Source organism: Legionella sp., assembly GCF_047605385.1.
In the GTDB taxonomy this organism is placed as follows: Bacteria; Pseudomonadota; Gammaproteobacteria; order Legionellales; family Legionellaceae; genus Legionella.
Genome location: NZ_JASGFU010000024.1, coordinates 1 through 21,340 on the forward strand (window position 1 = coordinate 1; position 21,340 = coordinate 21,340).

Genomic DNA, 21,340 nt, shown 5'->3' on the forward strand with positions numbered 1-21,340 from the left:
GCAAAAATGCGCTATGCCTGCCAATACCTCGAACGCTATTTCAAAGCAGGCCATCGCTCATTACTCGAGCCACTTTATCAACAACTTATTCGCGTTAATCAACACACCATGAATGAATTAAACCAATGGCTTAAGCAGCAACACGATGAGCTGGATCCGTGAAACCGATTATTACGACTATGACCTCAGCAACATTACTGCAGGCCGCGTCGTCACGAAAACTATCTTTAACACCCACAACAACGATGTTATTTGTATGTTGGGTTTGAACTGGCAAAATACTTGTTTGTGCATACTCTGTCATACTCTTATTAATCTTTGACGAAGCTAATTTGATGATGTGAATTAGTATGCACTTCAAATGTTTTTATTCCGCTAGATTTCTTTTTGCAAATGGCACGAAATAACCCTGGTTAAAAAATTACAGAATTCTTTCTGTGCCAGTACAGAAGATATTTTTATTCACGCCAGTTATGCTTCCTTTTTACTTGTTCATCAGTAAATAAAATGCCACCAAGCTTGGTACGAATTACATATTTATTATCTGTTTTTCCTTCGAGATAACCAGCCTGTTGAATTAACCCAGAGGATCCAAAATCTAAATAAAAAACATTTGTTGGGTGCTTAGTATCTGGATGTTTATTGGAATCCTGAATGTCACTCACAATAGCTTTGGATAGACGATGCGCAGCAATACTCATATGTTGTTTGATTAGGTTCGCATTATTATTAAACCAAATATCCAAATATTCTTCAGCATTTTTATGTTTTTCAAGTATGTGTATGTATCCAAAGTAATTTTTATAAATCAATGTAGCTTTAGGACCATTTTTTCTATAAGCTTCTACATTTGCTTTAATAAATAACGCATTATAAATATTGGGAGTTAACTGATAAGACAAATCAACGTAAATCATTGTATCGCCATCTTTTGGAAAGTTTGTAACAAGAGTTCTTTTTTCTCCATACCTAACAGGATCTTTAATACTACTTTTATCTAGATTTAACCATTTTATTTCCTTTAATTCATATGCTAAATTACGATTAAACAGCTTTTTGTAAACCTCCCCATCCACATCTTTAGTACGAGACTTAATGCGACGCTCATTTACCGCGTTTACATGATTGGCAATGACCGATAAAACTACTACACCAATAACTCCTGTTCCAGGAATATAAACAGGCTCTACTTTATCTGCTTCGAAATTCTTTTGCTCTGAGAACAACATTTCATTTGTTTGATGAATTGTTTTGCGTTGGTCTATATCAATCGGAACACATCCTATAGGAACGCAAGCAGATAAGCCTATAGCAACAGTAATTAAAATAAGTGGGCGAGGAAGAACTTTAAGAATTTTTTCCATAATTTATCCTTTGATTATCAATATTAAAAAATTTAAACAACAAATATAAAATTGAGTGAAATTTTTTTAGCTACTCACGCAGCATCTTTTTTGTTACCTTGCAGGTAAAACTCCAGAGCTGAGTAATGATGAAAAGAAGTGAGTTTTTGCAATGAGGTGTGATCTTCCCAAAGGGTATATGCTTCATAAAAACTTTCTTGGCAAGTGTCGCGCTGACTAACTACTAATGTATCTGGCCGATTTGCTTTTTTACCAGAAACGGTAACGAAATATGCTCCTTCAATACCCATAATAGTTGGTTTATCGCCGTTGAAAACTGGGACGCGACTTGGATAAAAATAGTCTGTAATTACATCATATAAATAAATGTAATAATGGCCTGTTTTTGCTTTAGCTCTTAATTTTATACCAGTGGTGCACCCGGTATAATCATAAGAAACTGCTTTTTCGTCTGCTGCATATAAATAAGCAATGATTTTTTTTCCATCTTCTTGGCGCAAGGGTGTTTTAAATGGAGAGCGCAAAATCTGCTTTTTCATTTGAGCGATAACAGTAAATTTTTCAGCATCCGGACTACTGCTACCATCCAGGCAAGTGGAAGGAGAAGAACCCCCCGCGGAACGTACTATATTAATCGTTTTAGCTTTATTTCTAAATCCAACATTGACTTTAAAATTATGATCTTTATCAACGATTGCATAAGGAAACGATGAGTTAGCGTGTAATATTTCAGCGTATACTTTTTTAGAATACTTGTCATTTTCTGCGCTAAGTGGGTGGTATTTGAATTTCACGTAGAAGGTAGGGCATGTTCCATCGTTCGAATAGCTTACCTTATATAATGAAATATTGTGTTTTTGTAAAATAGGTAGAACTGGATGATCCCATTGTTCATGTTGTTCTACTCGAATATTTTTTGATGGAACAATTATTTTCAAATGCTTGAGCTGCAAAATTCTATCTTGATATTTGTTTAGCAAACAACGCTCTATATCAATGGAGTAAGAACAAAAATCTCGCTCCCTTAGCCACATTTTTTGCCGAGTCACAAAATCAACTGGCTGTTTATCCACCAGTCGATAGTAGAGGGTTGACAGCACAACATCTGCGTATGCAAGTTCTTTCGAGTGGCAAATAACATGCTCTATTTTTGTCCTGGCGTTATTACAATTAAAACTTGGTTTATAAATTTTGGACTTAGCATCAATTGTGTATTCTTTAAAAGATACAGCCAAGCAATTGGTTGCCTTTATAAAATTGAACACGATTAAAATAATAAAAAAAATTGGGCGCTTTAACATAATAAAATCCTTAATGTGATCTTGCTTTCTTCAGTCGAACCTTAGTCCGACAATTCCATTTTTTTATCTCAATCTTATTTTTCTAATTTTGAATTAATAGTAACTTTCTCAAAGCCACTATCAACAGGATGAGCTCCTTTACACAAAGAGCGAGAAGCAGCCCTAGCCAAATTAACATCCATTACCTTTTTATTCTCATCATTCCATCCAACATTAATTTTTAAGTTATCTTCTTTATCGACTAGAGCATAAGGAAAGCCAAAGTTAGCTTTTAATATTTCGGAGTAAACGTTTTGATAATCGACAATGTATTGGGTGTAAGGAACAGGGGAATGTTTAAAATTCAAGTAAAAAGTAGGACATATTCCATCTTCAGAAAAACGAATTTTATATAAAGAAAGATCGTATTTATTAAAGACATTTAGAACTGGATGGCTCCAGTTTTTATAATGAGAGACTAAAATCTTTGTAGCCGAATGTGCTACGTTTAGGATGGTAACCAATAACAAAAAGACACACAAATTCCTTATTTTATTTTCCATAATGTTACATCATCAGAGGTTAACTAATTAAGACCGACGCAGCATATCAAAATATCAAAGAAAAATATTGGAAGCACCTATTTTCGACTTTTGATTCACACATATGTACTATACTAGTAAATATTCAAACCAAGGAATGCCAAATGAGTACTGCTAAAAAAAGTATTCTAGTTGTTGAAGATAATATGATCGCAGCAAAGACGGCCCAATTTATTTTTGAAATGCTCGGTTGCCAGGTTGAACTTACTGATGATGGAGATAAGGCAATCAATTTAGTTAAAAAAAATCAGTATAATGCAATTTGCATGGATATAGGATTACCGACGATTTCAGGAGCACAAGCTTGTTCTATTATTCGTAAATACGAGGCAGAAAACCAATTAAACGCTGTGCCCATTATCGCTGTTACTGGCAATTGCAACCCTGATGAGATAAAAGAATACCTCGCAGTCGGAATGCAAGAAGTTATTGCCAAACCGCTAACTAAAGAAAAAGCCGAACATTTATTATCATTTTGTACACAATAAGAGAACAACAGACTAAGAATTTTTTAAATCTGTTTTGGCTGGTATAGTGAAAATAAAAGTTGAGCCTTTACCCACCTTACTTTTTACACGAATTTTAGCATCTAAGAGTCTAGCCCGTTGTTTTGTAAGAAATAAACCTGCCCCAACACCTCTAAAATTAGCTCCATGCTTTTGAGCACGAGAAAGCATAGTATATTGCTCAAAAATATACTCTAATTTAACCTCAGCTCGATGTAAGAGTTTTTAATTTATTGAACTATTGAAAGAAAAATCGGTACCAATTACATTTACTTCGTTAAAAACTCCCCAGTTTATAAGGAAATAAGATGTTGGCACCGATACTTTCACGAGGTAGCGCGCCCCTTACAAAGCTAAGAGGTTAAAGCCCGAGAACACCTCACCCCAAAACGAGTGCCCTTAATGTTAGAATCCTGATGGTTGTTACCAGTGGTGAAGTCCTCGGCCCACGCGAAATACTGGGGAGGACTCAAAGACACAGTCGAGCTCCAGTAGTAGCCTGCAAGACAATTAGTCCCACTAGGTGGGGAACATGAAGTGCTTGGTGTTCCTGCACCCAAGTCTCCAATTAAGAAATAAAGGCTGTATAGCATACTTTGTGTTCCGCTAGGGCAAGTCACAGAGGAACTAACTGCATCCATCTCGCAAATAGCAGGCAAATACCAATCAGAATAGTTATTAATAGTCGCTTTACATAACCCTGCGGCATAATCAGTTAATGGTGTAGGGCCGTTAGATGCAGTAAATGGTGCGCTTCCTAATGGATCATAATTCGTTATCAATTCATTATAGAACATTAAAATATTCCCAATATTACACTGACCGTCTGAGTTTCCTTGGCATGCATTAAAAGATGAGCTAGTAAACGGATTTATATTGGTATAAGTCGATGAAAAAAAGCTTTGGAATGCAGAAAAAGTTGGTGAAGAACTCGATGGGGTAGACGTTTGATCAATACCAGGGAGTATATCGTAACTTGTGTCTGCAGATGCCGTACCATTTCCATTGGAACTCCAAATAATACTCGTTGTCTGAGCTCCAGAGCTAATAGAAGGCTCTGCCTGGTCAACCAGAGAGGCTACTTTCCCACCAATACTGCCTGTATTAGAGGTTGTATCATCAATTGAATAGATAAATCCACCCTGATATTGACAACCATAGCCTAATACATAAATATTAATTGAACTGGAAAGCCCGCTATCCGCCGTAATTGTTACCGTATTTGCAATCGGTTGTGTGCCTGAAGTACACGCATTATTGTTTGCATCAGAGCTTGCTACATTGCCTGGAGTTAAAATAATCGTGCATGAGCTTCCCGCATTAAGTGTACCACTACAATTGTTGCTGCTAATACTGGTTCCTGAAGGAAGCCCTGAAGAACTCATTGACACATTGGTTGCGCTTATTGCACCCGTATTTTGGATAGTAATCTGTCTTGGATTACCCGTGAGTGCCGCATTTTGTGTGGCCGCACATAGAGAAGAAGGTAGACAGTTGATTGAAAGTGCCATTGTTGAAACACTAGGTGTAAGCGTCACCGTGCCAAACGTCACATTTACAGAGTGATTGGAAGTAATGTTCGCTAGCTGATAGGTGGTTCCACCCGTTTGTGCTAAATTACCATCCACCAACCATTGATTCACTCCATAACCCGCATCCGCGGTTGCAGTGAAGGTTAGTGTAGTCCCTGAATTTACTGTTTGTGTACTGCTCGGACTAACCGCACCATTTGCGCCTGCAGAAGAGGTGACAGTATATTGTTGAACAGAGGGTTTCTGGACTAAACGAATGGCTAAGCCATTCGTCTGGCTTGGCTGATAACACTGATTGGGATTACTCTGGTCGCATAATACTGGACCACCGGTTACATCACCTTTCAACTCACCGCCATTCACTGTAAGAGTTAAGATACATGATTGATGATACTTCAAAGGTGAAGTACATCCTGATGGGGTAATCCCTTGAACAGGCTTCATTTGTAACATATGTGATTGATACGATTGGTTGGTTACCGTGTATTTGACGGTTGCCACTCCTACTGAGCTTATTGTTACCGAAGGCGGATATTCTGCAACGGGTGCGAATATCCACACCGCCGTGCCTGCTTGAGCAGAGGCCATTAATACTAATCCAGATGCTCCCACGAAGATTAAGTTTCTTAAATGATTTTGATTCATGTCTATATCCTTAAAAACTTCATCTTGATGTAAGAAAATTTTAATTAATTAAAACATTGCAATAAAAGTCGGTACCAATAGTTAGAAATATTCTATGATATTGATAATTTTTGCAAGGAATGATTTAAAGAAAACTCAGTTTATTTGCTTCCTTCTCCCAACAACCAATGTGATTAAATGCGCTTAAGCCAACATTAGGCACATTGTATTCCTTTGGACGAATCCCGATAGCATAAAGCACATAAAATGATGGCCAGGGTGAGCGGTATGCAGGTTAACCAAATATTTATGGCTTTATAATATTCACCAAGATAACCAACAAAAGTAGCGCCCAAAACTCCACTAAAATAAAAAGTTAATTTCCATATGGCCAAGCCCATCCCTTCATTTCCTACACCTAAAGAGGTTGCTGCTAATTTTTTAGAAATAGGCGAAAAGATCATCTCTCCTACAGCAGCCAAGGTAATACAACATAAACTAGGCAGTAGATAGGAGGTAAAACCAAATAGCAAATACCCCATACCTAAGCAAAAAGCGCCAATCATTAATAAAGCCCTGTTCGTTTTGTTACCCAAGGCATTAATTAGGACAGGCTGAAAAAGAATAATCATTAAAGGATTCATCGATAATGCAAGCCAGGAATAAAATGGATTGTGAAAACGCGATAGAGCTTCAACGGGAAAATAAACTCTGATTAGCGAATAAATAACACCATAAAAAAAGATAGCCAGCATTAAGATAGCAGTTAAAGACCATTTGATTTTAAGAGGAACAAGTTTCTTTTCTGTAATAAACACTGGTGTATTATCCTTTTGCTGTAACAGATAAACTCCAGCAACTGACAAGAATACTGCAAAGATTAAGAAAATATTTTTGAATACTTGAGCAGAAAAATAACTCATAAAAAAACTACTGATTGAATAAGAGAGATTAAAAACTACAGCTTGCAAAACAATCACCCGGTTTTTCATGGAATCATTATTCGCCAATTTGATGAGTGCTGTTAAATTGCCAATCATCATAAAGACACCACCTAAGCCACAAAAAAACAACACTGCTAACAAAAAATGATAAGAAGTAACGTAAAATAATAGCAAAAAACCCAAAGCATAAATTAATAAGCCCAAGGACGATACTCTAAGCACTGAAATTCGTGTTGTTAAATAACCACTGCATAAAGAGCCAACACAGGTGCCCAAAGCTAAAACAGAAATTAATTTGCCTACTTGAAAAGGAGTAAAATGCAACGCATTAGTTAAATAAATAGAAATTAAATGGGCCACACACATTGCTAATGATTCAATAACCACCAAAGGCAAAACTTTACCGGTCCCTTTAGGTACTTCTATATAGTTCACTAAGTAATTAGTAATAATGGCTGCTTTTACTTTATTAACATTCAACGAAACACCTATAACGCAAAACAACACCTAAAACTAGCCAAAAATTCCTCGTTCTGGCACACTCGCTTCATGATCAGGCAATGCAACTTCTTCTTGAATATACTTGCTTAACCATTGCAAGCCTTCTTGATTGAGCATGGTATAAAAAGCTTTCGCTGAAGCAGTTTCTCCATAGCGAGCCTTAAAAAAATTCACACAGCCCCCACGTGGTTCAGAAGCAAACCTCATAAAATTAATGACATTTGCATATGCCTGTTCCCAAAGCCCAAGATCCGAATAATTCTCTTTAAATTGCTTAAGTAATTCAGTTAATAGGGTATTTTTTGATTCATAATGGCTAGCTAAATACCTGTATCCATGATTTAAACACGCAGCTTCCATGGCATTTTCTAAATGCACAAAATCATTAATATCAAGTGGCACATCATTTACTTTAAAATTACATTGTTTTGGCTCTGGGCGCAATTCTTGAGTTATTGTGGATTCTATACCTGCACTACGTGAAGAGGAATCATCTCCATAATTGTTTGGTATTTCATTAAAATGTTTTTGATATTCTTGCTGCATCCTAGATAAATCCTAGCAAAAAGAAAGTGCCACATATAATAACAAAGTGTTTAATCGAATGTCGATTAATTTTTAGGGTGATTTACATTCGCTATGTCCAAACAAAATGAGCAGAAATGAAAGCAGACTCAAAGGTTCAACGCAAAATAACTTCACCTAGAGCCTCCCCAAAACGTATTGTACTACCTGCTTTTAAGTGAGCGCGCCACCGAACTTGCTCGCCATTTGCAAATAATAAAATCACGGTAGAACCTAATTTAAAATAACCCATCTCATCACCTTGAGCAAGACTGTTATTTATTACTGACTGACTGTAATCAAATAGGGTCTTTTGTTTACTTCGCGTCACATCACCATGCCAAGTAGTACCAATTGCCCCGACTATGGTTGCACCAACCATAACCATTATCATTGGGCCTACAGCAGTTGCAAATGAAATCACTAACCGCTCATTACGGGCAAAAAGTTTAGGAACTACACGTGCTGTAGTTGGTTGCACTGAAAACAAAGCACCCGGAACATAAGTCATGGAAAGAAACTTTGCATCGATGGGCATATGCACACGATGATAATCTTTAGGAGATAAATATAAGGTAGCAAATTGACCATTTACATACTGGCTCGCCGTTTCTTCAGAACACGCTAAAAGCTCAATCACTGAATAATGACGCCCTTTTGCTTGCATTAACTGACCGTCCCTTATTTTACCAATTTCACTAACGCAACCGTCGACTGGAGAAATAAGATCTGCTTGTGCTATAGGCCGAGATTCAGGCTTTAAATGACGAATAAAAAAATCATTAAAACAAGCATAAGCTGTTGGTTCCTCAACCAAAGCCTCACTCATATTTACTTGGAATTTTTTAATAAAACTGTGAATCACAAAATTCTTTATCGCAGGCTGTTTCACTTCAGCTAAACAACCTGCCAAAATGGTAAGGCCATGTTTTGGAATAAGATATTGAGGAATGGTTTTTAATAAATCTAAAGACATATAAAATACACTACTTTAAAAAATGAAATCATAACGTATATAAAATAGTACCACAATTTACAGTTTAGACGATTAAAGTGCTACTGTTTGCATAGTGTGGATCAGTTTTTGTTCTGGATTCTGTAACTCTATTTTTAATTTTATCTAAATAAAATTTAGAATCATTATCTTCATCAAATAAATTAACAAAATAATAACCAGGATATGCTAATAATTCTTTATTAGCATTAATCTGCTCTTTCATTGCATGAATGATCCCTTTAAATATGTAAAGAGATGCGGTTGACTCTTTGTCGCCGCCCATAAAAGTTAGCGCAAGTGCTTGTGCAGGATTATTAGAATGCAAAGTAAATGTCTTTTGTATCTCAGGCTTTCTGGAGGTATTTCCCCCCAAAAGCGTTCCATACAAAAAAGACTTGGTTGTTGACAAACTCCTTTCATAGTTATTCAATGCTATGGTGATGATTTTGAATAAGTCGGAGGGCTCATGCTTAGATACCCACTCATACATGGTGCTACAAACTAATTCAACTCCTGCCAGTGTACGTAAGTGCGTGAATCTTTGATCCGTACTGGCAAACAATACTGATGCTTTAACAAAATCCGTTAAATGTCGTGTAAAAGTCCCTGCTCGCAGAGCATCAGATGCGCTTGTTACCTCCATTTCCTTCAACATCTTAGAACTTAATACGTCGATAAGAGATGCATTTAAAGCCCCTTCATCCCCACTTTTAGCCGAAGATAAAATATAAGCCAATTTATCACTGTTTGGTTCGGGACTTTTCATTAAATATTCTTTAACTGGTACAGCTCGTTTACGAGTTGAAAAAATATCAAAACGCGATGAATATTTTTCATCAATAATTTCGCTTATTTGTTGATTAAAGAGTAATGGAGATAATTTATCCACCCAATCAAACAAAGCGCCATTAAATTCAGCGAGTACGTTAGGATGGTTCAGTGGCAAGAGTTCCTTTCTAGTTACTAAGGAATTCATATGTTGCATTCTCTGATCATTGGATTCCAAATGGTCATGAAAATTTATCAGCTTGTCAAGCTCTCGCAATTCGTGTCTAATGTCAAAAAATTGTTCAGCATAACTGGTTGTATGATTAAGCGCATTGGGGAGGGTTCGCTCATAAGTTTGATGAAGACGTCTTAAGCCATAGATGAAGGTATCATTATCCTCTTCAGTTAACTCCTCGGGCTTTTTGGTATAGTAGGCTTTGGTGATGTCTTGTAATTCATTGGTAAATTGAATTGCTAAGACTGCTGCTTGGTGCACGTTACTGTCTTTGTCTACACGAATAGTACTCGAACTTAGCGATAAATTATTCAATGGAGTAAATAATTGCCAAGCTTCAGTTAAAGCTGTCTCAGTGGGATTTTGGATAGCTGCTTCGGCCTGCTTAACTGATACGTTAGTAGTCGACTCACTATTATTCGTAGCAATAGCCTTTAATTTTTCTGCTAAATTACGTGATTTAAGAATTAATTGATTTATCCATGGAGCAAAAGAACCACACCAAATAGAGTGATATTGTGTTTTTATTTCTTGTAAATCAAGTAGATTATCAGGTGAGGTATGAGTAGGAGAAGCGTTCTCTTTTTCCACCCAAGCAAGAATATTCTGGTATATAGAAGGTTTGTTATAAAGCTCTAAATACGTTGGCAACTTAAATCCGTGATCTTTACACCCCATATAAAAAACAACTACACGATATAATTCATCATAATGTATTTGGTGATACATATTCATTATAACATCAACGAAGGATTGTTGATCTGTTGTAGAATTACATAACTTAGGAAAACTGGTCTCATATTGCATACGCATTGTTCTACCGGCAGCTTGATCTGGATTATCTCTCTCTAAAGAAGTGTAATCAAATTTAAGATCACCAAAACGCTCTTCCAAGCGCTTACGCAACACTTTAGGTTGATAAGTCACCAATATTTGTAATGCTGCTGCAACCTTCTGTGCATGAGCTCGTGAATCATTAGCTAAAGCAACAAACTCCTTAGGATCCGCATTAACTTTTGGCAACATCCAAGCAAGTGCAGTTTTTTTTAAATTCTCTGGCAGTTTCACTTTAGATGTGGAATTTTGCCCTGGATGATCAAAAGCAGGCCAATGATAAGGCGCTGCTATTTTAATATCAGGAAATTGCTCATAATCTGTCACGTCAAAGTCAACCCTCATCTTAGGTGGATCAACGACTATTCTGCCGCCTTTCATATGAACAGTGAACCAGTACCAGAACATATCATAATCAAAACCACCTTTAGGACCAAAATTACCAGCATGCGTATCGTCGTCACCTAGATGCAAACGATAAAATAAAGTCCTAACATAGTCCTCTTTAATCAATGTTTCCCTGCTCGGAATGACTTTTTCTTTATCCTCTCCCGCAGCTAAGGGTTCTCCTCTGAATTTAAGACGGGTAAATCCTTTCAAAGCGGAAGAAACCAGCCCAATGATTTTGGGTACTTCCTCATCACTTTTGGTATCACTGAATACTAAATATTCTGCTGCAGTTTTTTCATTACCCTGGAAAGAATCTAGATAAACAGATGCACCAACACTCATTTTTATTAAAAGCGCTGGAAAATTATCAGTATTCAATTTTTTAAAAAAGCCTTCTTGCGAGCGGCCATTCATAGTAAATTGAACCTTCTCTACAGAGTGGGTGCCCTCACTAACACTAACTTTAGAATCGATTTCAAGATCGCTCTCTCGCAATGCCTGTTTTGGAATCTTCATACTTAATCCCTTAAATCAACATTCATCCACATTTAATAATTCATATTAAGCAGAAATATTAGATAAGTTCAAGGAGCGCTGTGTCATATAGGTGCAATATTGCACCTATATGACACAAATAGCGTGGTTAAGTTATAAAAGCTCAACCACAAAATGAATAAATGGGAAGAATAAGAATAGATTTGCTTACACTATGCAGTTGTGGGGAGAGTCTTCTTTAAACTCCAATTCAAGCTCTGTTATAACCTGATTAGCGAGTATGCACACCTTAGTCGCAGGAGTATTTTTATTAAAAAACAAGAAATCACCTGTTTCTCTTAGATTATAAATATTCGCAATAAATAAAGTTAAAATACTAATGACAATATTCGCAAGCCCAACAAGTACAGCATGCAAAATAGAATCGCTTGGCGGATTAATCTCTTTAAGAATATTTTGTTTATGAGCCTCAATGTCCTTCTTTACTTTAGCCAGAGAAGCTTTTTCAAAGGTATTAGGACTACTGAGTATCTTATAGACAATATTGTATAGTTCCCTTCTATAATCAGCCTTTTTATCTTCCCAGCTGCTTTGTATCTGCCGATAAGAAGTTTTTTCCGATACAATATCTGTAATCAGGTTATATTGTTCTTCAACCTTCATAATAATTTTACGAAATCGTGCTGTTCGAAGACTCTTTTCCTGTACAGTCCACGTAACCATTTCATCATTAAACCCTAAAACTCGCAAGTAATGTCCACACATATAACGTTGCTTTAAATCATTAGCCAAGGCTCTCCATTGGAGATTATTGATTCTGGCAATAGCCCGTTCCATGGATGCAATATTACAGTTAACAGCGAATATCTCAATTAATGCCTGTCTGCATGCAGTGTCCTTAATCTCAGCAATCTGTGGCAGAAATAAACGCAAAGCATTTCCTGCATCTTCTTGCGCCAATACCAAATGAAAGTACTTTTGCATATCTGAGCACTTTAGGGTATCCAGTGCTTTTAGAGCAGTCATAAGCTCAGATTCACTCCGATGTTTTAATTTATCACTTACATCAAAATGATACTTAATAGATTCTGGCAAATGTTTTTGTGGACTCAACGCTAATTCTGCCAGCCCATCAATCCACCTCTCAACCAGATTTTCTTTATCTAAAGCAACTAATGTTGATGCCATGAATGGGTATTTTTTTGTTTCAGCTACTATTTTTTTGTAGCCTTCTATGGTTAATTTTCCTTTAATCCAAAAAACCAGGCATAGCCGCTTTGCATCTTCATTACTAATACTATCGATGTATTCTAATTCATCTTGTTTATGGCGAACGGTTAATAGTTCACAAACATCCTGAGCAAAACCCATTTGAACCAAACAGTTCACTGCTTTAAAATATCGAGGTTCTAAGAGGATCAAGTGTATTACCTCTTTAGGATATTGTTGATGATTACGATATAAAAAAGCGACGACGTGTACCTGCTCCTTATCCGCTAAATCACTAAATTGGGAGAGAAATTCCCTATCAGCAAGTAAATTACGATTTTCTTTCAAGGTATTATTTTCAAAATAGGCTACCGTCATGCGCAATAAATTGCGATACAATCGCTGGTCTTCACTTGGCAAAATTTTATCAATTTCATCCGCCAAGACACTTGACTCAGTTAAAAGATCAGCAATGCCATTTAAAGAGAGAAATGAAGAACAGTTATGCTTTATCAATAAATCCAGAGCTGGATTCTCCACAAATAAAGAAGGATAGTCTATTTTTGAAAAATCAATAGGCTCAGGAAGAGTTACTTGTCCTTCCTTAATTTGTAGTTTTCGCGCGAGCACTTTAATACGTTCTGCATGAACCTTAACTCCTTCAGTTTCAGTAAGCAAATTTGATAACAATGCAGTAATCACCGGTGAATGCAAATTCTGCTTTAGCGTATTATGTGTAAAGGCAACCGATTTCACATGAAGTTTAGACCTGGGTACTAAAAAATTCTTAAAGTCAAAACTGGATAAGAGCATTACCTCTCTTTTTTGCGGCTCAAGATGAGCATTGCGAGTAAAACTTAACATCCATTGATTGAGATCATCACGACGGAAAATCAGCATTACCGCACAAGGTTGGTTATTCTCATCAACATAGGCCAAGCAAATGTTAGCATATTGAACATCATATTCATCATAATCTTCATCCTCTTTTTGCAGAGGAAAAGGACCCAATAGTAGGCTCAGTATCTCTGCATTTAGATTACCTTGCTTATAGTATGGTGTAACACTAGGCTTTTGCCATTCTTGATAATACACATTCGCTTGCTCTTCATCACCGATAAATAAAATACGAGACAAATCGCCATCAGGAACGGAACTTATTGAATTATCTGGTGTTATAGATTGACCAAACGCTAAAAAAACTTGCTGTGCATTTCCCTTAACTAAATAAGGCATGTTCTTTCTCACCGTAATGAACTGCATGCATTATATCTGATTTGAGTCATTATGGTTATATTTTTTTGCAAAAAAGATATTATTTGTGCAAAAAAACAAACAGATCATCAAAAATGTTATTGTTTCACGAGAAACATCAAGAGGTCATGAGATTAATGTTCATCCACCACATGTAAACCCTGCTTTTCAATTTTTTTGGCTTGTCGGTGCTCTTGCCAAGTTTGTAACATTACATAAAAAGCAGGCACAAATACAACCGCAAGACAAGTAGATGCCAACATTCCACTACATACAGCAATACCAATAGAACGACGCGAATTAGCTCCTGCCCCCGTAGCAAAAACTAAGGGTAATACCCCTAAAATAAAGGCAAAAGAAGTCATGATAATGGGACGAAAACGTGTTTTTGCGCCCATGACAGCCGACTCCATGATCGATTTTTTATGGAATTCACGCTGTTCGCGTGCCACTTCAACAATCAAAATTGCATTCTTAGCGGCTAAGGCAATTAATAATAAAATCCCTATTTGCGTGTACATATTATTTGCTAATCCCAATAGGGATAGAACGAAAACCGTCCCAATTAAAGCTAAAGGCACACTAAATAAAACAGATAAAGGCGTCACCCAATTCTCATACTGACCCGCCAAAATCATATACACCAAGATCAAGGAAAGGGCAAAAATATAATAACTGAGATTACCTGCAACTTCTTCTTGATAGGCTGTACTGGTCCACTCATAAGAAATGCCTTCGGGCAACACCTGCCTGGCAACACGTTCCATTGCTTCCATAGCCTGGCCTGAACTATATCCTGCAGCAGACATACCATAAATATTACTTGAGGGATAAAGATTATAAAGTGAAATTATCGAAGGTCCCAGCGTAGGATAAATATCGGTTAAAGTCCCCAGAGGGACCATATCACCAGACTGATTTTTGACATAAAAGTGGCGCACATCTTCCATCGTCATGCGATAGGGTGCATCCGCTTGTACATAGACCTGAAATACCTGGCCAAACTTGGTAAAAAGATTCACATAAGAAGATCCAAGATAAGTTTGCAACGCATCGCTTGCATCACCAATGCTCACTCCCAACGATTCTGCCTTGGTACGATTAATGGGTGCGGAAACCTGAGGTACCGAAGCACGAAAAGAAGTCATTAAACGCTGCAATTCCGGTTGTTGACTGGCGTAATGAATAAGTTGATCCGTTGCCGCTTGTAACTTGCGATAGTCAAATGAGCCATCTTGTAATTCCAACTGCATTTGAAAACCACCAGCAGCTCCCAAGCCTTGAATTGGTGGCGGCAACATCACCAAGACGTTGGCATCCAGTGTTTTTTGTGCAATATCATTGAGCTTATGATAAAGCGGTAATAATCCTTCTTTTGTACCGCGTACGCTCCAATCCTTAAACATCACATACAATACTCCAGCATTAGCAAGGCTTGCGCTATTGTCTAACAGAGAAATTCCATCAATAGTAATGACATTTTCTATACCATCAATTTTAGAAACTTCATCACTTAAGCGATGCAAGAGCGCTTCTGTTCGTCCCAAACTTGATCCATCAGGTAATTGCACATTCATCATCATATAGCCCTGATCTTCAATGGGAATAAACCCGGTGGGAATACGACTTAGCCCCCAAATGGCAAGCAAAACCAAAGCAAAACCTACCAAGCAAACAGTCTTATTTTGATGCACCAAGCGATCAATAAAAGTAATGTATCTTGCTTCAACCGGATAATACAATTTATCAAAAAAACGAAAAATGAAATTTTTCTCTTTGTGCGGCTCAACTGGCCTCAGCCATAATGCACATTGAGTAGGTTTTAAGGTCATCGCATTAATCGCACTAATAAATGCAGTCGCCGCAATGACTAGAGCAAATTGAGCATACATTGCCCCGGTTAAACCAGGCATGAAACCAGCCGGGACAAAAACGGCCATCAATACTAAAGTAATTCCAATAATCGGGCCAAATAGTTCACGCATGGCTTCAATCGATGCTTCTTTGGGATTCATACCGCGCTCAATATGTTGCGACACTCCTTCAACAATCACAATTGCATCATCCACCACAATACCAATAGCGAGCACCAAAGCAAATAAAGTGAGTAAATTAATAGAGTAACTCAATAAAAGCATGGCAAAAAATGCACCGATAATAGTCACCGGAACTGTGGTTGCTGGCACCAATGTGGCACGAAAATTTTGTAAGAAAAAAAGAATAACGATTAATACTAAAATGCCTGCTTCAAATAGCGTTTTATACACTTCATTAACAGAAGCTTTAACAAACATAGTGGTATCAAAGGGAATACTGTATTGCATTCCCACAGGAAATTTTTTCGCCATTTTTGCTACGGCGTTACGTACCTCTGTAGCAACTTGTAAGGCATTTGCTCCTGGCAATTGATATATACCTATTGCTGCAGTGGGTTTATTATTTAATTTGGCCAATTGGCTGTAACTGGAAGAACCAAGCTCCACTCGCCCTACATCACGAATACGCACAATTTTTGCACTGGTGCTGCTGTTGGCATTTTGGTTGGGCGCAGTGGCTATGGTTTTAACAATAATATTAGCGAATTGCTCTGAATCGGCAAGCTGCCCCGGAACATTCACTGTAAACTGATAAGGCTGTGTTCCAGAGACTGGTGGTGACGCTATTTGCCCTGCAGAAACCTCCTGATTTTGGCGACTAATTGCATTGAGAACATCACCAGGATTTAAAGCATAAGAGAGCATTTTTTGCGGATCCAGCCAAATACGCATGGCATAAGTTCCAGTGCCAAAGATAAGAACATTCCCCACCCCCGGCAAACGGGCCAATTCATTTTGCATGTTGATCGCAGCATAGTTATCCAAAAACAAGCCATCATATTCGCCATGCTCTGAAGTCAAAGTAATAAATTGCAAAATCGACGTGGATTTTTGTTGCACGACTACGCCTTGCTTTTGTACCGACTCAGGTAGCTGAGCCATAGCAGCTTGAACTCGGTTTTGGACCAGTACTTGTGCAAAATTCAGATCGGTACCAATTGCAAACGTAACAATTAAAGTGTAGGTACCACTATTCGTACTGGTGGATTGCATGTACAACATTTTCTCCACTCCATTGACCTGTTGTTCAATAGGCAAAGCCACTGTTTTAATCAGAGTTTTAGCATCCGCACCAGGGTATGTAGTCGTCACCTGAATCGTAGGAGGAACAATGGCAGGATATTGACTTACTGGCAAAACAATAATAGCAACCATCCCTAATAAAACCAGTAATAAAGCAATCACGTTCGCTAATATTGGCCGCTCAATAAAAAATTTAGAGATCATGGTTTTTTCTCACTTTGCGGTGCACCTGCCTTCTCATTTGATTCTGTTGCTGCGGTTTGCAACTGCACTTTATTACCCGCAGAGGCATTTTGTACTCCTTCGATAATCACATTATCTTGTGCATCTATGCCTTCAAGCACGCCACGACTTCCTTGTGTCGAGCTACCTAATTTAATATGTTTGATTACCACTTTATTATTGTTATCCACTACATACACATAAGGCCCAATCTGATCATACAATATGGCCGCATCCGGTACGGTTAATTGCCTGATTGGTTTTGTTACCGCAATGCGTACCTGCACAAATAATCCAGGGAGAAAAACATAATCTTTATTAGGTAATAGCGCACGTAATTCCATGGTTCCTGTGGACGCATTCAAACCGGTATTAATAAAATCGAGTGTTGCCTGATATTTAAAGTCATTTTCATTTTGCATACTGATGTAAATTGGTATGGTATTAATGTCTTTAGGTTTCATACCACGCGCACGCGCAGCAGCACGCAATTTGATTAAATCCAGTTCATTCAAATTGAAATATACATACAATGGATTAATTTGCTCAACCGTAGCCAAATTAGTTGCCTGACCATTACCCACCAAATTACCGATATCCACCAAATGGCGGCCAATACGCCCATCGAAGGGGGAGGCAATATGAGTATAGCTGTAGGTAATGGCTGCATTAACTGCCTGGGCTGTTGCCTTATCAATTTCTGCCGTAATTTCCTGTGTTTTGGCTAACCATTTCTCAACTTCATTTAACGAAGTCGCATTTTGTTTATACATGCGTTGTTGGCGTGCATATTCTGATTTATTGTATGCATCAGCGGCTTTTTCTGCAGCAACCGTTGCTTGGGCTGCTTTTAATTGCTCCCAATAAGGCTCTGGTTGAATCACAAACAATTCCTGGCCCTTTTTCACAAACGTTCCATCCACAAATTCTATTTTCTCCAGATAACCTTCCACCCGCGCAACCAAATTCACCGAATTATAAGCAACTGTAGTTCCTGTCTGTGTTACATATTCCACCATTTCTTTAATTTGTGGTTTTTGTACTACCACCATTGGTGGAGGAATTTCAGGAGCACCCTGTTTTGTAAAATGATGAGCGATCAAATAAAAAACCAATAAAGCAACTGCACCTAACCCGAGCATTTTGACTTTTTTTGAGTGTTGATTCACGTTCATACGAATTACCATTTTGGTAGATAAAGTTGTTTTAATCTTTGTTTTCTAGTTGCTGGTGGCTGATGATTGCGCTGTTTTAGCAAAGTACCCCAATTAGTACGCGTGGCCATCTCGGCTTTAATCTGCTCTGATACCACATCATTACCTCCACGAATATCCCAGCCTCCACCTAAAGCACGATATAAAGCCACAAAAGCCAAGGGAATATTCCCTTGCGCATTGACTAAGGAGGTTTGCACACTTAATTGTTGCTGCTCGGCATTAAGGACAGGGGTAAAATCCGTCTCCCCTTCTTTGTAGCGAACTAAAGCGAGCTTTAAGGACATAACGGCAGACTTATTGGCCTGCTCCAGGAAATTTTCTGCTTTTTTCGCTTCGATATAAGCGGTGATATTGTCTTGTACCTCTTGTTGTGCCTTGAGTACCAGGTTCATGTAATCGAGTAAAGATTGTTGGAATGCAGCATCTTGTGCACGTACGGTGTTCGTGATTTGTCCATAATTTAAAATAGGCCAGGTAAAGCTTGGACCAGCAATAACATTTCGGTTCGACCATTGAAAGATATCTGTAAGTGATGATTTGCCAATATTATTTGCAGAAAAGGCAAAGGCACCATTTAATGAAAGTGCCGGGTAAAGATTAGCTGCTGTAGCGCCAATTGCGGCTGATTGCCCTATGGCATCTAAACGCGCTTGTTGAATGTCCGGTCGGCGTGCCATTGCTTCTTTGGGAATACCCACAGCAATAGAGCGTGGCGCTTTGGGAATGCCTTTACTTTTGACAATCACCGCATCAATGCCATTAGGAATGGTGCCGAGTAATACCGCCAGGGCATCTTTTTGTTTTTGTAAATTAGTCACAATCGAAGGCAAGCTCGCTTCTGTTTGTGATAATTCCGTCATGGCTTGCTCCACATCCACCAGGCTGGTCTGGCCGGCATTGTAGCGAGCACGAGCGATTTTTAAGCCGATTTTTTGCACCACAATATTGGCTTTGGTGATTTTAATTTGCTCTTGGTAAGTACGTATTTTGATGTAGGTTGTAGCAACATCTGAAGTTAAGCTCACTAAGGCATTATCATAAGCAGCAAGTGATTCTAAAAATGCAGCATCGCTGGCTTGTACGGCTCGTCGGTATTTACCCCAAAAATCAAGTTCCCAATTTGCAGAAACCCCAAGTAATACCGTATCAAAATTTGGGGGTAAAACACTTTGCAATGAGGTACCGCCAATGCGAGTATAGGTAAAGTTACCTAAGGCAACCTGCTGTTGTGGATATAATTGCCCGACTGATTGCGCAAGTTGGGCTCTTGCTTGTAAAATTTTAACGCCGGCAGCTTGTACAGTAAGATTGTTGTGATAGCTTTGAGCAATAAGCACGCTTAAGGTGGGATCACGGAACTGCGCCCACCACTTAGTGTCCTTAAGCGGTGCCTCCTTAACAGATGCATCTTTCTTTGCCCAATGCGCTGCAACTTGTTTTTTCGGCTCTTTATAGTCAGGGCCTACCATCATACAAGAATTCAACAATAAACAAGCTACAACGATAAAAAATTTTAACATGAAGCTTATAGTTCCCTGTTTAGCCATTTTTCCGTCACTGGAAAAGTAATATCATATAAAGAACATTACTCAACTGTACCATCACTTATTTATGATTCCTAGCTTCTTAATAGTGATGCTATCAACCCAACTGATGTTTTTCCATATTGAGCAATCGTATCAAACGTTTTATGTCGCTTTGATCTTTTAAAATGACAAACGGGAAGACAACTGGAGTCGATGTAATAAATCCCTGTCTTTTTTCCACATTTTAGCTGAGTAAATAGAGTTAGTTAGTGGAAAAACAGAATGAGACATTAATTATACAAATCGAACATATCCAGGAAAATTAGGAAAATAATGAGACCAATATTGCGTTAAAAACCCAGTATAAAACGTTTTAAAGTTACGATAACCAACCATTTGGAACAAAATTTGAACCGTCATTATTTCGCTAATTCACACACTGCAATTGGGCCCACGGTTTCCCTTTACCGGAGCAGACAGTAAGACTTCTGCAATATTTTTATCCAAATCCTTGCAAAAAATAGTTATCAGCTGACGTTCCTGTATCATATTGAAATTCCTTTTTGTCGGTAAAACAAAGAAAAATTCAGTATGTTAGATGCGTCAGCATCTCATTTCAATCACTCTTAGATAGCAATATTCACTGAGTGAGATTGTAATAGCGCTGAAAATTGGACATTAAAAAACCCCGGGTAGTTCAAGATTAAGAAGTTGGCTAACAGTGTCTTCTGGTAAATCTGAACTCAAGTATTCATGATATATATCGCTTCTTTCGTCGCATTGGGTGTCAATTTCTAAAGTTGCATTTTCTTCTGCTACAGTCCATGGAGTAAATCCAACTTTAAGAAAAGATGTTGAAACTCTCTTCCCTTTATATTCGTCAGAAAGTTCAAAATGACCTGTGCTATCAGTTTTAACACTAATATATTCACCATTTTCGATTTGTAATTGAAGGCTCATCTCTTTTAAAGGTTTGTCTGTCTTTGATTCATGGGCAAAAAATCTCATTAGTATTATCCTCGATAAGTGTATTATTTGCCCATTTTACCACCAAATGAGTAAAAAGAAAACCAAAATGCAGGCATGCCCAGATGATAAATTATGATCCTATAATATTCATTAAAGCAAATGTGATCCATTCTTTTACGATTCATTAA

General features: G+C 37.8%; 16 protein-coding genes and 1 pseudogene. 1 reads left to right on the forward strand and 16 read right to left on the reverse strand.

Annotated elements, in window-relative coordinates:
- Positions 1-130 precede the first annotated feature (130 nt).
- The 4 genes from QM652_RS07345 to QM652_RS07360 form a co-directional block, all read right to left on the reverse strand.
- Complete coding sequence (locus QM652_RS07345; protein WP_415074342.1) at positions 131-304, reverse strand: hypothetical protein; 174 nt, start codon at positions 302-304, stop codon at positions 131-133.
- A gap of 154 nt (positions 305-458) precedes the next feature.
- The gene (locus QM652_RS07350; RefSeq protein ID WP_415074344.1) at positions 459-1,364 is read right to left on the reverse strand and encodes a hypothetical protein; all 906 of its coding nucleotides are present in this window, start codon (positions 1,362-1,364) and stop codon (positions 459-461) included.
- A 74-nt stretch (positions 1,365-1,438) separates the two neighbouring features.
- Positions 1,439-2,599, reverse strand: coding sequence for a lysozyme inhibitor LprI family protein (locus tag QM652_RS07355; protein ID WP_415074346.1), 1,161 nt, complete (start codon positions 2,597-2,599; stop codon positions 1,439-1,441).
- Between the two features lie 140 nt (positions 2,600-2,739).
- A complete protein-coding gene (locus QM652_RS07360) occupies positions 2,740-3,207 on the reverse strand; it encodes a hypothetical protein (protein ID WP_415074348.1) in 468 nt (155 codons plus the stop codon).
- 143 nt (positions 3,208-3,350) lie between these two features.
- On the opposite strand from QM652_RS07360, the gene QM652_RS07365 reads away from it, so the two are divergent.
- Positions 3,351-3,734 (forward strand): response regulator, encoded by a 384-nt coding sequence (locus tag QM652_RS07365; RefSeq protein WP_415074350.1) that lies wholly within the window; start codon positions 3,351-3,353, stop codon positions 3,732-3,734.
- 12 nt (positions 3,735-3,746) lie between these two features.
- Here the strand turns inward: QM652_RS07365 and QM652_RS07370 are convergent, their stop codons facing one another.
- The 12 genes and pseudogenes from QM652_RS07370 to QM652_RS07425 all read right to left on the reverse strand — a co-directional run bounded on the left by QM652_RS07370 (position 3,747) and on the right by QM652_RS07425 (position 21,191).
- The gene (locus tag QM652_RS07370) at positions 3,747-3,941 is read right to left on the reverse strand and encodes an ATP-binding protein (protein ID WP_415074406.1); all 195 of its coding nucleotides are present in this window, start codon (positions 3,939-3,941) and stop codon (positions 3,747-3,749) included.
- A 164-nt stretch (positions 3,942-4,105) separates the two neighbouring features.
- Positions 4,106-5,929 carry an InlB B-repeat-containing protein gene (locus QM652_RS07375; protein ID WP_415074352.1) on the reverse strand — a complete coding sequence of 608 codons (1,824 nt, stop codon included), beginning with the start codon at positions 5,927-5,929 and terminating at the stop codon, positions 4,106-4,108.
- Positions 5,930-6,123: 194 nt separating this feature from the next.
- A complete protein-coding gene (locus QM652_RS07380; RefSeq protein ID WP_415074354.1) occupies positions 6,124-7,332 on the reverse strand; it encodes an MFS transporter in 1,209 nt (402 codons plus the stop codon).
- Between the two features lie 33 nt (positions 7,333-7,365).
- The gene (locus QM652_RS07385; RefSeq protein WP_415074356.1) at positions 7,366-7,899 is read right to left on the reverse strand and encodes a hypothetical protein; all 534 of its coding nucleotides are present in this window, start codon (positions 7,897-7,899) and stop codon (positions 7,366-7,368) included.
- 136 nt (positions 7,900-8,035) lie between these two features.
- A complete protein-coding gene (asd, locus tag QM652_RS07390) occupies positions 8,036-8,893 on the reverse strand; it encodes an archaetidylserine decarboxylase (protein WP_415074358.1) in 858 nt (285 codons plus the stop codon).
- Positions 8,894-8,957: 64 nt separating this feature from the next.
- The gene (locus QM652_RS07395) at positions 8,958-11,657 is read right to left on the reverse strand and encodes a hypothetical protein (protein ID WP_415074360.1); all 2,700 of its coding nucleotides are present in this window, start codon (positions 11,655-11,657) and stop codon (positions 8,958-8,960) included.
- A gap of 186 nt (positions 11,658-11,843) precedes the next feature.
- A complete protein-coding gene (locus QM652_RS07400) occupies positions 11,844-14,081 on the reverse strand; it encodes a hypothetical protein (RefSeq protein ID WP_415074362.1) in 2,238 nt (745 codons plus the stop codon).
- Positions 14,082-14,233: 152 nt separating this feature from the next.
- The gene (locus tag QM652_RS07405; RefSeq protein ID WP_415074364.1) at positions 14,234-17,422 is read right to left on the reverse strand and encodes an efflux RND transporter permease subunit; all 3,189 of its coding nucleotides are present in this window, start codon (positions 17,420-17,422) and stop codon (positions 14,234-14,236) included.
- On the reverse strand, positions 17,419-18,615 hold the full coding sequence (locus QM652_RS07410; RefSeq protein WP_415074366.1) for an efflux RND transporter periplasmic adaptor subunit: 1,197 nt from the start codon (positions 18,613-18,615) through the stop codon (positions 17,419-17,421). Before QM652_RS07410 ends, QM652_RS07405 begins: the two co-directional genes overlap by 4 nt.
- A gap of 5 nt (positions 18,616-18,620) precedes the next feature.
- Positions 18,621-20,177: an efflux transporter outer membrane subunit gene (locus tag QM652_RS07415; RefSeq protein WP_415074368.1), complete on the reverse strand. Its 1,557-nt coding sequence runs from the start codon at positions 20,175-20,177 to the stop codon at positions 18,621-18,623.
- A 98-nt stretch (positions 20,178-20,275) separates the two neighbouring features.
- A pseudogene (locus QM652_RS07420) lies at positions 20,276-20,410 on the reverse strand (transposase); the annotation flags it as partial.
- Positions 20,411-20,861: 451 nt separating this feature from the next.
- The gene (locus QM652_RS07425) at positions 20,862-21,191 is read right to left on the reverse strand and encodes a hypothetical protein (protein ID WP_415074370.1); all 330 of its coding nucleotides are present in this window, start codon (positions 21,189-21,191) and stop codon (positions 20,862-20,864) included.
- Positions 21,192-21,340: the final 149 nt, after the last annotated feature.